Origin of the sequence: Xanthomonas vasicola (genome assembly GCF_000772705.2) — a bacterium.
In the GTDB taxonomy this organism is placed as follows: Bacteria; Pseudomonadota; Gammaproteobacteria; order Xanthomonadales; family Xanthomonadaceae; genus Xanthomonas; species Xanthomonas vasicola.
Genome location: NZ_JSBW02000002.1, coordinates 163,154 through 178,698, shown reverse-complemented (window position 1 = coordinate 178,698; position 15,545 = coordinate 163,154). Strand labels below are relative to the sequence as shown.

The window sequence follows — 15,545 nt, the reverse complement described above, 5'->3', positions numbered from 1 at the left end:
GGCAGATGAGGGTACGGATGACTAACCAACAAAAAGCCCGCATCGCTGCGGGCTTTTTATTTGGCGCCCGGCATTTGCCGGGAGTGCAGTGCATCAATAACGATCGTCAATCAACGACCAGCGACTAACACACTCACTCAGTCAGCCGTCAGCAAACCACCCAGCCACCCAGCCACTCACTCAACCGCCCGGATTGAACGACAGCGTGCGCCGCGTGGTCACCGGTGCGGCGACCGGCTCAAAACGCCAGCGCTTGACTGCGTTGAGCGCTTCGCGATCGAACACGCGCGGTGGGTTGGCGCGCAGCACGCGCGAGGCAGTGATCGAGCCGTCGGTGCCGACCGTGAGTTCCACCAGCACTTCGCCGGAGGTGCCGGCACGCAATGCTTCGGCTGGGTAGCGCGGTGCCGGGGTGCTGATCGGGCGCAGCGACTGCGCGGCCGGTGCCGCGGCGGCCGCAGGCGCCGGAGCCGGACGCGTTGGTGCCGGCGCGGGCGTTTCGGCCTGACGGCGTGCAGCGGCCTGGCGTTCGGCCTCGGCGGTCTGCTGGCGGGCCGCTTCCTGTTGCGCGGCAATCTGCTGGGCAGCAGCGGCTTCGCGGGTCTGCTGCTCGGCCAGACGCTTCTGGTCGGCGGCTTGCTTGGCCTTGTCCTCGACCTGCTTCTTGGCCTGCTCGGCATCCTGCTCGGAGCGGTTGGCGGCGGTCTTCATGCCGGTTTCCAGGCCGCTCTTCAGGCGCGGCAATGCCGGTGCCTTGGGGTCGACCTTTTCGATCAACGCAATCAAACGCTGCGCTTCGGGGAATTCTTCGCGGCTGATACTCTGTTCGGCGGCGATCAGCGTATAGGGCAGCAGGTCGGTCAGCGCGCTGTTGACGGTGGCGTCCTGCGGCTGCTTCTCACGCAAGGCCAGGTAGTACTCCAGCGCGTTGTCGCCGGCCGGGGCGTACATGCGGTTGTCCTGCAGTGCCTTGGTGGCCGATGCGCGCAGCTGGTCGGCGCCCATCGACTGCACTTGCGGCGAGACCGCTGTGGCAGGTGTCGGTGCGGCCGCCGGTGCTGCCGGCGTGCTGCCAGTGGCTGGCGCGGTGGTGGCGGCCTTGTCTTCCTGCTTGGAGCAGGCGGCCAGGCCAACCAACAAAATGACCGGCGCGATCCGGCGTGCCATACGGCCCTGTGTCAGATCCAACATGCGTCTCCCTTACCCCGAATGCGAAAGATAACGTTGCTGCGGCGAGCGCCGGCCATTGTTCCCGCAATGGACGGCAATGCCGCAATCTAGCATTGCCGGGCCGGTCTAAGCCAAGCTTGCGCAGCAGATCGTCGAAATTTATCCCGCAGGGGTCGCCATGACCGTCGGGGCCGGCACGCGTGCGGCCGGTTCGGGCGGCGGCGGGGCAGGGCAGTAGCGTTGCAGGAAGTCCGCGTGCGCGGGCAACCGCACCAGCGCTCCCTCCACCCGGGTGCGGATGGTTTCCAGGAAACGGCTCAGCTCCGCATCGCCCATCAGGTCGGCCACCGGGTGATGCTGTTGCGGGACGATGCCCTGGCCCAGCAACACCTGCACCCACGAATTCTCGGCAAACAGTTCATTGGCCTGATGGAATACACGACCGCTCTGGCGGAACAACTCCACCCTATGGCGCAGCGAATCGGGGATATCCATTGCCGCGCAGTCGCGCCAGAAGGGCGTGTCGCGGCGATCGGTGGCGTGGTAATGCAGGATCACGAAATCGCGGATGTGGGTGATTTCGTCGGCCGCCTGACGGTTGTACTCGGCGATGTCGACAGCATTGATGACCTGTGGAAAGGTCTGCAGCAGGCGGATGATGCCGCGCTGGATCAGATGGATGTTGGTCGATTCCAGCGGCTCCAGAAAGCCGCTGGCCAGGCCCAGCGCCACGCAGTTCTTCTCCCACACGCGGTGGCGCTGGTTGGGCGTGAAGCGCAGCGGCCGCGGCGCGGTGAGCGCGCGCCCGGTGAGGTTGCGTTCCAGCACTACGCGGGCGCTGTCCTGGTCCATGTGGCGGCTGGAATACACGATGCCGTTGCCCACCCGGTGCTGCAGCGGAATGCGCCACATCCAGCCGGCCTGATCGGCGCGCGAGCGGGTGTAGGTCACGGGCGGGCCCACCGATTCGGTCTGCACTGCCAGCGCGCTGTCGGCGAACAACCAGCGCGACCAATCGTCGCTGCCCACGCCCAGCGTCTTGCCGATCAGCAGGCCGGCAAAGCCGGTGCAATCCAGGAACAGGTCGCCTTCCACCCGCGTGCCGTCCTGTAGCGTTAGCGCGGTCAGGAAGCCGCTTTCCGCATTGGTTTCCACCTGGCCGATGCGGCCTTCGATGCGCGTGACGCCGAAGCCTTCGCTGAAGCGGCGCAGGAAGCGCGCGTACAGCCCGGCGTCCAGGTGATAGGCGTAATTCATGCCGCCATTGGGCAGGTGCGCAAAGCGGCCTTCCTGCGCCGCACGCAGTTCCAGGCAATAGTCGCCGAAGTCGCGCGCCACACCGCGCTGCTGCCCCTTCAACCAGAAATGCTGAAACCCGGCGCTCCAGTGATCGGTGCCGGCATGACCGAAGGAGTGAATGTAATGCCGGTCCACATCGCGCCAGTGTTCGAAGGCGATACCGAGCTTGATGGTGGCCTGGGTGGCGGCCATGAAGGCGGCCTCGTCGATCTCCAGCAAACGGTGGAAGGTGACCAGGCTGGGAATGGTGGCTTCGCCCACGCCCACCGTGCCGATCTCGTCCGACTCCACCAAGGTGATCTGCAGGTGCCGGCCCAGCAACTTCGACATGGCCGCAGCGGCCATCCAGCCGGCCGTGCCGCCACCGGCGATGACGATGCGGCGCACCGGGCGCTGTTGCGGATCGGAAGGCATGGTGTGGGGCATGGCGAGGTCCTCAGCGATTCAAGCGTTGCAGCAGCCGCGCGCGCAGGCTGCGCGCGTTGGCGTCGTCCATCGTGGCCAACACGCCGCGTGCGGCATCGGGCAGATGCGCGGCGGTGCTGTCGTCGGCCTCGAAGACATAGTGACGAAACACTTCTTGCCAGGTGGCGCGTTGTTCTGCCGGCAAGTCGCGGATGGTCAGCAGCGCCAGCATCAGCGCGTTCATCGGCGAATCCATGTAGGCCGGGCTCTGCCGCCACCAGAAATTGACCAGCACGTTGAAGCTTTCCAGTGCTTCGATGTGATGCCACCACATGCTGGGAATGAACAACGCATCGCCCGGTTGCAGTTCGGCGACCAGCGCATGTTCCAGCGCCTGCGCATAGCGCGGAAAGCGCTGCAGATCCGGCGCCGTGACATCCACCAGGCTGACCGGTTGCCCGGCCGGGGTCAGATCCAGCGGGCCGATATAGAGATTGGCCAACTGCTCGGGTGGAAACAACGTAAAGCGGCGCCGTCCGGCGACCACGCAGGCCAGGTTGTCGGGCAGATCCTGATGCGCGGCGATGCGGGTGCGGTTGCCGATCCAGATGCTGGCCAGCGGCTCGCTCTGCGGCAGCGCGATCGGGTTGTGCGCGCGCAGGTCGGGTAGGTAGGTGTCCAGCGTGGTGGAGCCGACATAGATGGCCGGTGGCTGCGCGTTATCGAGGTCGCGCAACAAGGTGTCCAACACCACACCCAAGGGCACGCGCTCAGGGCGGAAGTTGAAGCCGCTCATGTCCGCGTTGTAGAAGAAACGCCCGCCAATCTCCGGTGGCCCAACCTGCGCGACCACCGCCTCGCCACGGTCGAAACCACGCAGATAGTTTGCAGCAGCCTGCGCAGAAGTCGCACCGGCCTGCGCCAGCGGCCAGTCGCGCACCAGCCCGCGCAGCACCAGCGGCGTGGTGGAGCGAAGGATGGCCGGGTCCAGCTGTTGCGGGTCCAGGCCATGGCGCTCTTCGATGGCGCGCGGCTCAGCCAGCATGGCGGCGATTCATGCGTTCAAGCAGATGGCGAAATTGCGCGATCGAGGCCATCGCCATGTACAGCGGTTCCAGATCGCCATGCCGGTGCAGATCGAGCAGCGCCGCGTCATCGAGTGCGCGCAGGCGTTCTTCGTGCACGACATAGAGCCCGGCCAGGCGGCATTCCAGGCCGTTGTTCAAGGCGGCTTCGAACACAAATGGTTCGAGCAGGTCGTAACGCAGCGCACGTTCGACGAATGCCGTGCTGGCCACCAGGCCATCGTGCAGCGTGCGCAGCACCTGGCTGATGTGGTCGAGAAATTCGGTGGTGCCGCCGTGTTCGCGAAACAGCAATTCGCCCTCGGTGCTGCTGACGCGTGGGCTGTCCAGGTCCACGTGCACCATCGGCCCGTCGGGTTGTTCGCCGATCAGGAACGGCTGTCGCTGAATCGACAGCGGAATATAGGGCGCATCCCAACGCGCGCCATGCAGAAACAGGTTTTCGCCCAGGCGTAATCCCAGTAACACCAGCGGCCGAAAACTGCGCTCGCCGCTGCGATGGAACACGATGGGGTATTGCGCCTGCAACTGGCGAAATTCTTGTGGAAAGGTCGCAGCCGACATCACGTCATCGCCGTAGGCGGCGCCGTGCGCGGTGATCACGCGTAAATCGCGGTGATCGAGATTGTTCAACAACACAGCATTGGTCATGGGGGATTGGCACTGCACGCGGGGCGCGTGGCCTATGCTTCAACGAATCGCCACTGCACGGCAAGCCCTGGACGCATTCACATCGTCGGGCCGGGTGCAACGGCCGTGTACGTCCCCGGCAGCCAGGCTGCCGGGGACGTATTGGTGACTGCAGCGATGCCGTCATTCCCGATTCCTGCATCGCCTAAGCGTGGATCACCAGAACTTGTAACGCAGGCCCAGCATGTAGCGTGGACCGGTCTGGGTGGCATAGATAATCTCGTTCTTCTGCCGACCATGCTGACGCTGGATTTCGTTGGTGAGGTTGATCGCCTCCAGGCTCAGCGACAGGTTCTCGGTCCACTGGTAACCGATGCTCAAGTCCAGCTGACCATAGGCTTCGGTGTAGACCGGATTGGGCTGGCCGCTGCCATCGAAACGCGCAGCCAGGAATTGGTCGCGCCAGTTGTAGGCCGCACGCACCTGCCACTGGTCCTTGTCGTAGAAGCCGACGAAGTTGGCCGAATCGCTCAAGCCTTCCAGCGCGAACTGCTCGCCGATCACGTAGTTGTTGTAGGTCAACCCGGAGTCGACCTTGGTGTAGTTGGCCGATACGCCGAAGCCGCTGGCGCCGAACATGTGCTGCACGTTGAATTCCCAGCCGTCCAACGATGCCGAGCGCTGGTTGGCCGGCGCGGTGATGGCGAAGTTGGCCACCGGGTCGCCCGGCTGACCACTGATCACACCGGTGGCGTTGCCGTTGGCATCGTCAGCGCCGCGCACCACGCCCGGCGCACCGCCGCGGTTGCGGAAGATGTAGTTGCGGATACAGGTCAGGTCGGCCGAGGCGCAGCCGTTGCCCAACGCTTCATTCCAGTACGTGCCACCGATCGGGGTGTTCAAGCCCAGCGACGTATCGTTACGCGTGGTGACGCCGATGTAGTTGTCGATGTTCTTGCGGAAGAAACCCACCGAGGCGTAGCTGGCCTCGCTGTAGTACCACTCCAGCGAGAAGTCGATGTTGTGCGAGAGCAGCGGCTTCAGGCCCGGGTTGCCTTCCTGGCCGGTGCCGCCTTCGATGCGGCCGATCTGGTTGAGCGTCTGCCCGCCCTGGATATCGCCCCAGCCCGGGCGGCCGATGGTTTCGCCGTAGCTGCCGCGCAGCACCAGATCTTCGGTGAGCTTGAAGCTCAGATCCAGGCTGGGCAACCAGTATTCGTACTTGCCGCTGCCGCCGGCAAACGCCGAGTTGGCCAGACGGATCGGCAATTCGTTGTTGGCAACCCAGTCGATGCCCACTGCCACCGGCACCAGCGCCTGTGCGTCCACCTTGGTTTCTTCGTAACGCACGCCTGCCGCCAGGCTGATCGGCACGCGCAGATCGTCCCAGCTGTTGTTCCACTGCAGGTAGGCGTTCTTGGACTTTTCGGTCACGCGGCGGTCGGTGGTGAACACCGGCGAGATGCGGTACAGCGACTCATCGCCAGCCGCTTGCGCAGCAGCCTGGCGCACGCGCTCGAAGTCGAACAGGTACAGCTGGTTGAACTGCTGCGGATTGCCGCTGCCGTCGATCGCATCGAAGTACTGCGCAAACGAGCTGGGAATCCACAAGTCGTCCGGATAATCGGCCGCGGTGCCGTTGCCGCCCCAGGTGTCGCGCTGCACGTTGGAGAACGCCGAGCGGTTCTTGACCTCGGTGCTGCCAATGCCGAACTTCAACTGCGAATAGTTTTCGAAGGTGAAGTCGCCATTGACCTGCGCTTGATCGATTTCCGACTTCATGTAGCTGTTGCGGAATGCCGAGCCGGTGACCAGCGTGCGCGACGGGTCCAGACCGTTCAGTCCGAAGCCCAGCTGCTGCTGCAACACCGGGAAATCCTTGCTGAAATCCACCACCGAGGTGCCGCGGTAGAAGCCGGACACACCCAGCGAGTTGCTCGACCCGTACGGGCTGTCCGCGCCGGCTTCGGCGGTGGAACGATGGATGTCGAAGTTGAGCTTGAACTGATCGTTCACCGCCCAATCCACATTGAAACCGAGCGACTTGTTCTGGTTACGCGTGGCCGCGTTGGAGCCGGCGGTGGCCAGATCGCTGGTGGGCGGATTGACGATTTCCGAATAGGTCATCGGACCGGAGACCGGTCCCTTGGTCCAGGAGCTGGCAGAGGGGCCATAGTTGAACCACACCGACATTTCGTTGCGCTGTTGCTGAATCTTGTTTTCCGAATAGGTGTAATCCAGCGTGGTGGTGATGTTGTCCAGCGGCTTGTACTGCAGCACCAGCTGGCCGTTGGTGCGCTGGCGTTCGACGCCGACCACGCGGTAGTTGAGGTTCTGCGGCACCGAATAGATATCGTTCGGACCGGGGCGGTTGACGATGTTTTCCGAACCCGGCGCACCCGGCTGCGGAATGGTGCCGTAGGCAGTGGAGTCGCCACGGAACGCGCGCCAACCATTGGGCACGCCAACTTGGCTGTAGCCGAAGTCGCGTTCCTGGTAGCTGCCGCTCAGCGACACGCCAAAGCGTCCATCGGCCGAGGTGTTGCTGAAAATACCTGAGATTTCCGGCGTCAGCGAATCGCCTTGCAAGCGGCCCGGCAGGTTCTCGTTGGACGCATCGTGCACACCCTTCAGGCCGACATTGGCATGCATGCCTGGGTTATCCAGCGGCCGGGCAGTCTTGATGTTGATGGTCGCGCCGATACCGCCGGTGGGCGTGCTGGCACGGCTGGTCTTGAACACCTCGATGCCGGAGATCGACTCGGACGCCAGGTTGGCGAAGTCGAACGCACGCGAGTTGGAGGCGTTGGATTCCTCGATGCTGGCGCCCGGCATCTGCCGGCCGTTCAACAGCACCAGATTGAAGTCCGGGCCGACGCCGCGCACGGTGACGCGCGAACCCTCGCCCAGCGAGCGGTCGATCGACACGCCGCTGATGCGCTGCAACGACTCGGCCAGATTGGTATCGGGGAACTTGCCAATGTCTTCGGCCACGATGCCGTCAACGATGCCTTGGGCATCGCGTTTGACGTTCATCGACGAAGTAAGGCTGCCGCGGATACCGCTGACCTGGACGGTATCGAGGGTGGCGGGGTCGGCCTGACTGGAACCCGGAACGGTGGATGCGGACTGCGGCGCCGGCGCGGTCTGCGCGGCCAGCGGAGTCGACAATGCGAACAGCAGGGCAGAAGTCAAGCGCCGCGTACGCGGCAGGGTGCGAGTCTCTCTCACGGTAATTTCTTCCCCAAACAAAAGATAAGGCCGGCCCCCGAGCGGGACAGGCAAAGGTCAAACGAACAATCGCGCATTTGTTACTGCAGGCTTAACAAAGTCAACTTGCACTGCAGCATCGACCGCGACCTGATCGCGTCACATCGCGTTCCACTGCGTTCGGTTTTTCAGCATATCCGCGTGTAATCGCTTGGCCGTACCATCAAGCTTCGATAGCAACGTATATCCATGCGATGCCACGGACACAGCAAACGCGGGCGGTTGAATGCGCAATGGCAAGCGGATTCGGCAGCGGCGAGGTGCATTGCCTGCCCGGATGCTGGCATCGTGAAGACTGCTCGCTGTGGTGTGTCTGTTGGTACGACCCTACCTTTGAACTGGAGCGCCCGATGATCGATTTGTACTACTGGCCCACGCCCAATGGCCACAAAGTCACCCTGTTCCTGGAAGAGGTCGGGCTGACATACACGGTCAAACCAGTCGACATCGGCAAGGGCGAACAATTCGCACCGGCGTTCCTGCAGATTTCGCCCAACAACAAGATGCCGGCCATCGTTGACCATGCACCGGTGGACGGCGGTGGCGCGCAGAGCGTGTTCGAATCCGGCGCAATTCTGCTGTATCTGGCCGAAAAGACCGGCCGCTTCCTGCCGCGCGATGCGCGCGGCCGCATCGCTGCGCTGGAATGGTTGTTCTGGCAGATGGGCGGGCTGGGCCCGATGAGCGGCCAGATGGGCCACTTCAACGTCTATGCACCGGAAAAGATTCCCTACGCGATCGAGCGCTACAACAACGAGGTGCGCCGCCTGCATGGCGTGCTCGACAAGCGCCTGGCCGACCGCGCCTTCCTGGCCGGCAACGATTACGGCATCGCCGATATGGCCAGCTATCCGTGGATCGAAGTGTATGGCGATCTCAAGCCGGACTACGCCGAATTCCCCCATCTGAAGCGCTGGCACGACGCCATCGCCGCCCGCCCGGCCACCCAGCGCGCCTACGCACTCAAGGACAAGGTCAATCCCAATGCCGGCAAGCCGCTCAGCGAGGAGGAGCGCAAACACCTGTTCGGCAAGCGCTGAAGCGTAGTCGCAACAGCAGAGCGGGCATGGCCGCTCAACACGGGCGCTGAAGTCCCTTTACACCGGGGAGAACAGCTCAACATGGCGCCTAAAGCCCCTCTCCCGCTGGGCAAGAAGGCACGTCTTTGCGCGCCACTGGCGCGCGTGCCCTGGCGCGCCCGCGTCGCAAACGCGGGCTGGGGCGCGAAACGGGGGTGACGGTACGGTGTGGCGGACACTGACAGCGAACACATAGCTGCTCACGCACGCGACGCGCGGTTGTTATCGACCACGCACCGACATATCCCGATGCACGCGCAACTCCAGCGCCATGCATCCCCACGCACGCGCGCCCAAGCGTCCAACATCGGCATCGCTGCGCTTCTCAAATCCACACCACCGCCGCATCCTGTGCGCAGTCGTCAAACAGGATCATCGATGCGCGCACTATTCGCCGCCCTTGCCCTCATGCTCAGCACCGCTCCCATGGCCCACGCCGAAAAACTCACCCTGGAGGCCATCACCGGCCCGTTGCCGCTTGCCGGCCCCACGCTGATGAAGCCCAAGGTGGCCCCGGACGGCTCGCGCGTGACCTTCCTACGCGGCAAGGACAGCGATCGCAATCAGCTGGACCTGTGGGAATACGATATCGCCAGCGGCCAGACCCGCCTGCTGGTCGATTCAAAAATCGTGCTGCCCGGCACCGAAGTCCTGAGCGATGTCGAAAAAGCCCGTCGCGAACGCCAACGCATCGCCGCGCTCACCGGCATCGTCGATTATCAGTGGGCACCGGATGCGCACGCGCTGCTGTTCCCGCTCGGCGGGGAGTTGTATTTGTACGACCTGCGCAAGACCGGCGCGGCAGCGGTGCGCAGGCTCACGCACGGCGAAGGATTTGCCACCGACGCCAAACTCTCGCCCAAGGGCGGGTTCGTCAGCTTCGTGCGCGAACGCAACGTGTGGGTAATCGAGTTGGCCAGTGGCAACGCGCTGCAGCTCACCCACGATGGCAGTGAGACCATCGGCAATGGTGTGGCCGAATTCGTCGCCGACGAAGAAATGGATCGCCACACCGGCTATTGGTGGGCGCCGGATGATTCGGCCATTGCCTTCGCGCGCATCGACGAATCGCAAGTGCCCGTGCAAAAGCGCCCAGAAGTGTATGCCGACCACACCGAGGTGATCAGCCAACGCTATCCGCAGGCAGGGCAGACGAATGTGGCGGTGCGGCTGGGCGTCATTGCACCGCGCGCCAAGGCGACCCCACGCTGGATCGATCTGGGCAAGCATCCGGACATCTATCTGGCGCGTGTGGATTGGCGCGATGCGCAGCGCCTGACCTTCCAGCGCCAGTCGCGCGACCAGAAAACCCTTGAGCTGATCGAAACCACGCTGGCCAGCGGCGCGCAGCGCACGCTCATCACCGAAACCTCGCCCACCTGGGTACCGCTCAGCAACGACCTGCGATTTCTCAAGGACGGCCGCTTTCTCTGGAACTCCGAACGCAGCGGCTACGAGCATTTGTATCTGGCGTCCGAAGACGGCCGCACGTTGACGCCGCTGACCTCTGGCAACTGGGTGGTCGATGGCGTGCTCGCCGTCGACGAGCAGGCCGGCATGGTGTATTTCGCCGCAAGCAAAGACGCGCCCACGCAAACTCACATTTACGCCGTGCCGCTGGCCGGCGGCGCGATCGAAAAGCGCTCCAGCACCAACGGGACGCACGCGGCGAGTTTTGCGAACAACGCCAGCGTGTACGTCGATACCTGGTCCAACACCACCACGCCGCCGCAGATCGAGTTGTTTCGCGCCAATGGCGAAAAAATCACCACGCTGCTGAAGAACGACTTGAGCGACCCGCAGCATCCGTACGCCCACTACCGCGACGCGCAGCGTCCGATCGAATTCGGCACGCTCAGCGCTGCCGACGGCAAGACACCACTGCATTACCGCCTGACCAAGCCAGACAACTTCGACCCGGCCAAGCGCTACCCGGTGATTGTGTATGTGTATGGCGGCCCGGCCGCGCAGACCGTGCTCGATGCCTGGCCCAGCCGCGGCGATGCCTTGTTCGATCAATACCTGGCCCAGCGTGGCTACGTGGTGTTTTCGCTGGACAATCGCGGTACTCCGCGGCGCGGGCGTGACTTCGGTGGCGCGCTGTACGGCAAGCAGGGCACGGTGGAAGTGGACGACCAGCTGCAAGGTGTGGCTTGGCTCAAGCAACAACCCTGGGTGGATGCCAAGCGCATTGGCGTGCAGGGCTGGTCCAACGGCGGTTACATGACCTTGATGCTGCTGGCCAAACACAGCGACGCTTATGCGTGCGGCGTGGCTGGCGCACCGGTCACCGATTGGGGCCTGTACGACACGCATTACACCGAGCGCTACATGGACCTGCCGGCTCGCAACGCCGCAGGCTATCGTAACGCACGCATCACCACGCATCTGGACGGCCTGCACGCCAAGCTGCTGCTGATCCACGGCATGGCCGACGACAACGTGCTGTTCACCAACTCCACTGCGCTGATGAGCGAGCTGCAGCAACGCGGCACCGCATTCGAATTGATGATGTATCCCGGCGCGAAGCACGGGTTGTCGGGTGCCACAGCACTGCATCGTTACAAGACCGCCGAAGCGTTTTTGCAGCGTTGCCTGATGCCGATGCACGACTAAGCGTGGCTAGCCAAAACCTGGCGAGCAGTCGTCAGGTGGGCGTGGACAGCGCACAGGAACCGCGGTGTACGCGAGGTACATGCCGTCCGAGCACCGGCCGCGCCCGCCCGGCGGTGCTGCAGTTGTTTTGTAATCTGCTTCAAGTCACACGCGCATGCGTCGCACCACTCGCCCGCCATTCTTAGTGTTTGCACAAGGAGTGCCATGTCCCTGCCGCTACCGATTCCTCTAGCATCACACCGCAGCCCCAGCGCGTGGCTGATGTTTGGAGCCGGCATTGGAGTTGGATTGTCCCCGGCATCGGTGTGGCGCTGTTTTTGCTGCCGGCGCTGCTGATCGGTGGGGTGCTCTACGTAATTAATGCAGCGGTGAAATCCAGCGATGTGTATCGCGATGCATTGCAGATTGCCAAGACCGATGCGCGGGTTGTGCAACAACTCGGCACACCGATCACCGAAGCCTTCCTGCCGAATGCCAGCATTCACTATTCCGCCCCAACCGGTGAGGCGCATTTCAGCGTTGGGCTGCAGGGCCCGCGTGGCGAAGGCAGCGTGCAGGTGGATGCACACGCAGGCATGGACGTTGGACCTACCAGACACTGACCTTCGCCGGCATTGATGGCGACCAGATCATTGTGCTACGGCCAGCATCGCCACCGTAGCCCTGCCTGCCATGACCTAAGGCAGATTGCCGCGGCCGTTGCAGATGGGTAGGGTCGCGCTACTCAATCTGCGGATATGCCTCATGAAGCCACTTGTTCTCGCCGTTGCGCTGGCGCTCGGTTCTTCGTTGCCGTTGCAGGCACAGACCGGTAAGGCTGCGCCGACGCTGCCTGCCAGTCCGGCCTGGGTGCAGACCAGCAATGGGTACGCGCAGATCCTGCTCAACGCGCAGGCGCCGTTCCAGCCCGAATACGCCAGCTTTTTCGGTGTGCCCGGCTATGACGATCAGGTCGTCGACCTGGGCCCGGACAACGCCGCGCGCTATCGCGATGCCATGCGCAAGGCGCGCGCCACGCTGCAGACCAAGCTGGCCACCGAGCGCGATGCCAACGTGCGCCAGGACCTGCAGATCATGATCGGCGCGGCCGAGCAGAACATCGAAGGCAGCGAGCTCAACGAGCGCTACCTGCTGCCGTGGAACGACGCCCCGGAACTGGTCTTCAGTGGCCTCAACGGTTTGCTCTCCGACCAGACCGTGCCCGAGCGCCGCGCCAAGGCGCTGGACCGCCTCAAGCGTTATGTTGGCCTGGTGCCGGGAAGCACGCCCACCACCACGCTGGCGCGCCAGCGCTATGAGGAAAAGCTGGGCAACAAGTCCTTGCTGCAGCCCACCCAGCGCGAGGTGGAGCAGGCCCTGGTCAATGTGGACACGTACGTGACCGGCATCGGCGAGCTCTTCGCCAAGTACAAGATCGCGGGCGCCGACGAAGCGCTCAAGGCGATGTCCACGCAACTGAAGGACTACGCCACCTGGACCCGCACCACCGTGCTGCCCAAGGCACGCAAGGACACCCGCCTGCCCGAGCCGCTGTACGCCTTTCAACTCAAGCAGGTCGGTATCGACATTGCCCCGCAGCAGCTGATTCAGCGCGCGCAACTGGAGTTCATGGAAACCCGCTCGGCCATGCGCCAGCTGGCGCCGCTGGTGGCCAAGGCCAAGGGCGTACAGGGCGGCGATTATGTGCAGGTGATCCGCGCGCTCAAGGGCAACAAGATTGCCGACGACCAGCTGGAAACCCACTACCGCGGCGTGATCGATCAGATCGACCCGATCATCCGCAAGCAGCGCATCGTCGATGTGCCCAACCGCCCGATGCAGATGCGCCTGGGTAGCGCCGCTGAAAGCGCTGCGCAACCGGCCCCGCACTTTCTGCCGGCGCCGTTGATCGGCAATACCGGCCAGCAGGGCCAGTTCGTGCTGCCGCTGGGCAACCCGACCGCCGATGGCGCCAAGAAAGAGCAGTACGACGATTTCAACTTCGGCTCGGCCGCCTGGACGCTCAGCGCCCACGAAGGCCGCCCCGGCCACGAACTGCAGTTCACCGCCATGGTCGAACGCGGCGTCTCGCTGGCGCGCAGCTTGTTCGCCTTCAATTCGGTCAACGTCGAAGGCTGGGCGTTGTATGCGGAAGCGGAAATGGTGCCGTACGAACCGCTCGACGGCCAACTGATCGCCCTGCAGTTCCGCCTGTTGCGCGCCGCCCGCGCCATGCTCGACCCCATGCTCAACCTGGGCCTGATCGATCGCGACCGCGCACGCCAGGTGCTGGAAGACGACGTCGGCCTTTCGCCGGCCATGACCCGCCAGGAACTGGACCGCTACACCGTCCGCGCCCCCGGCCAGGCCGGCAGCTACTTCTACGGCTACACCCGCATCCTCGAACTGCGCATGCGCACCGAATTGGCCCTGGGCAAGAAGTTCGATCGCCTGGCTTTCAATAACTTCTTGCTCGACCAAGGCCTGCTCCCACCGGATCAGCTGGCCAAGGCGGTGGAGACGCAGTTCATTCCGGCGCAACAGAAGTAAATTCAGCCGGGGTTGGCCTAGCTGGTTCTTCTCGGCAATTCAAATACTGAAACTAAGGCGCGGCCCTGCAGGCCGCGTCGATTTAATGAACACTATTCGAAGCTGAAGTTGAAGCTGATTAAGGCGATACAGCTTCATTGGAAATACAAAAGAGCGTGACCTGCGTGCTGGCGAGCAGGCCACACTGATAAGCCGCCGCGCGATTAATGATCTGGACGGTGGCCTGTTGTATGAAGCTTCATCGAGCGGGTGCGCTCAATGAGCGAATGGAACATTCTCAGGTCGCTGCTGACCTGTCCACTTTCCCTGTTTCTTTGCTTGCGGACAAACGCTCTGATACTGCGCAAGCGCAGTAATGGCAGTCGGTGTCCACGCCTGGAGGCACACTGGGCCGGCACAGCAAGGTGTCGGGCTAGGGAACAGACAATATCCGGGCACGGCGACCCAGGTCGCGCTAATTGGATCCACCGGTATCCAATTCTTGTCTTGATCTTTGCAACCCTGCGTACAGAAGACAAATGGATCATCGGAGCGGCAGACAAGCTTTACCCCCTTAGTTTGAGCCGCAGCTTGTCCAACGAAACACATCGCCAACATCAACATCCATATCCAGCTTTTCATGACTATTCCTTAGATGACTGAGGCCAACAGCTACGCGTTGCCAGGATCAAGTGGCTAAAGCGCAGTAGACAGGAAACCTGGTATGTACGGCTAAGGCGGTCCCAATCTTGTCGCCGCCAGAGGATACTGCATCCGATTTGGGGTTTCATTACAAGCCGGCTTAGGCCGTTCGTTGCAAGAAGCGTCGACAAGACGCCCAGTATCTCTCGAGACTGGCGTCTTACTGGTCGAAGACATACGAATCCGAGTCAAATGGCTTATTGACCAAGTGGCGGGCGTGCCGCATCGCTTGCCCCCGCCGGCACCCAGATCGCCACGCCCGCCGCACGCTTCTGGGTGGTTGGGATGCCGATGCCCAGGCCGCCGCCGACGCGGCCGCCGTAGCTGCCACCGCCGACCGACAGGCCGCCGCCGGAGCGTTCTGAGCCCACGCCGACGATGACCACGCCGTTGGCGCCGAGCTTGGCGGCTTCGCGCTTGAGGCGTTGCACAGCAGCGTCGGTCTGGCCCTGGGTGCCGAATCCGGCCGCGCTGGTCGATTCGAGCTGGGCGATCTCTACCGAGCCGACCGGGGCGTTGGAATACACCCGCACTTGTGCCGGGTCGATCGGCGCGCGCGCCTGGCCCAGCATCACCTTGGAGCTGCTGGCGCAGCCGACCAGCAAGGCGGCGGTGGCCGCGGCGATGGCAACGTTCCTGATCAGCGATTGCTTGTGCATGGTGGACCCCCCTTTGGGTAATGAAAGCCGGGTAGTGGCAGCGATGATCCGGCGCTTGGACTGAATCGCGCCGCACTTCGGCGCACCCTAGCCATGCCGGTGTGAGGCTGCTGCCAAACCGC

General features: G+C 63.5%; 10 protein-coding genes and 1 other RNA gene. 4 read left to right on the top strand and 7 right to left on the bottom strand.

Annotated elements, in window-relative coordinates:
• Positions 1-180: 180 nt before the first annotated feature.
• The 5 genes from NX05_RS00940 to NX05_RS00920 all read right to left on the bottom strand — a co-directional run bounded on the left by NX05_RS00940 (position 181) and on the right by NX05_RS00920 (position 7,820).
• Positions 181-1,191, bottom strand: a complete 1,011-nt coding sequence (locus tag NX05_RS00940) for an energy transducer TonB (RefSeq protein WP_017112282.1) — start codon at positions 1,189-1,191, stop codon at positions 181-183.
• Between the two features lie 138 nt (positions 1,192-1,329).
• Positions 1,330-2,895 (bottom strand): tryptophan halogenase family protein, encoded by a 1,566-nt coding sequence (locus tag NX05_RS00935; protein ID WP_039437236.1) that lies wholly within the window; start codon positions 2,893-2,895, stop codon positions 1,330-1,332.
• Positions 2,896-2,905: 10 nt separating this feature from the next.
• The gene (locus NX05_RS00930) at positions 2,906-3,919 is read right to left on the bottom strand and encodes a cupin-like domain-containing protein (protein WP_010369891.1); all 1,014 of its coding nucleotides are present in this window, start codon (positions 3,917-3,919) and stop codon (positions 2,906-2,908) included.
• Positions 3,909-4,610: a SapC family protein gene (locus NX05_RS00925; RefSeq protein ID WP_039437233.1), complete on the bottom strand. Its 702-nt coding sequence runs from the start codon at positions 4,608-4,610 to the stop codon at positions 3,909-3,911. The genes NX05_RS00930 and NX05_RS00925 overlap by 11 nt, the downstream gene beginning before the upstream one ends.
• A 195-nt stretch (positions 4,611-4,805) precedes the next feature.
• Positions 4,806-7,820: a TonB-dependent receptor gene (locus NX05_RS00920; protein WP_039437589.1), complete on the bottom strand. Its 3,015-nt coding sequence runs from the start codon at positions 7,818-7,820 to the stop codon at positions 4,806-4,808.
• Positions 7,821-8,209: 389 nt separating this feature from the next.
• On the opposite strand from NX05_RS00920, the gene NX05_RS00915 reads away from it, so the two are divergent.
• On the top strand, positions 8,210-8,899 hold the full coding sequence (locus NX05_RS00915; RefSeq protein WP_039437584.1) for a glutathione binding-like protein: 690 nt from the start codon (positions 8,210-8,212) through the stop codon (positions 8,897-8,899).
• A 417-nt stretch (positions 8,900-9,316) separates the two neighbouring features.
• Entirely contained in the window at positions 9,317-11,554 is a 2,238-nt protein-coding gene (locus tag NX05_RS00910) for a S9 family peptidase (protein WP_039437232.1), read from the top strand.
• A gap of 4 nt (positions 11,555-11,558) precedes the next feature.
• Here NX05_RS00910 and NX05_RS21365 read toward each other — a convergent pair.
• Positions 11,559-11,635, bottom strand: a non-coding RNA gene (locus NX05_RS21365) — sX9 sRNA.
• A gap of 173 nt (positions 11,636-11,808) precedes the next feature.
• On the opposite strand from NX05_RS21365, the gene NX05_RS00905 reads away from it, so the two are divergent.
• Together NX05_RS00905 and NX05_RS00900 are read left to right on the top strand one after the other, a co-directional pair.
• Positions 11,809-12,156 (top strand): cytochrome c oxidase assembly factor Coa1 family protein, encoded by a 348-nt coding sequence (locus NX05_RS00905; RefSeq protein ID WP_230597775.1) that lies wholly within the window; start codon positions 11,809-11,811, stop codon positions 12,154-12,156.
• Between the two features lie 142 nt (positions 12,157-12,298).
• Positions 12,299-14,083 (top strand): DUF885 domain-containing protein, encoded by a 1,785-nt coding sequence (locus NX05_RS00900; RefSeq protein ID WP_039437230.1) that lies wholly within the window; start codon positions 12,299-12,301, stop codon positions 14,081-14,083.
• 878 nt (positions 14,084-14,961) lie between these two features.
• Here NX05_RS00900 and NX05_RS00895 read toward each other — a convergent pair.
• Positions 14,962-15,423 carry a hypothetical protein gene (locus NX05_RS00895; RefSeq protein ID WP_017117815.1) on the bottom strand — a complete coding sequence of 154 codons (462 nt, stop codon included), beginning with the start codon at positions 15,421-15,423 and terminating at the stop codon, positions 14,962-14,964.
• Positions 15,424-15,545 lie beyond the last annotated feature (122 nt).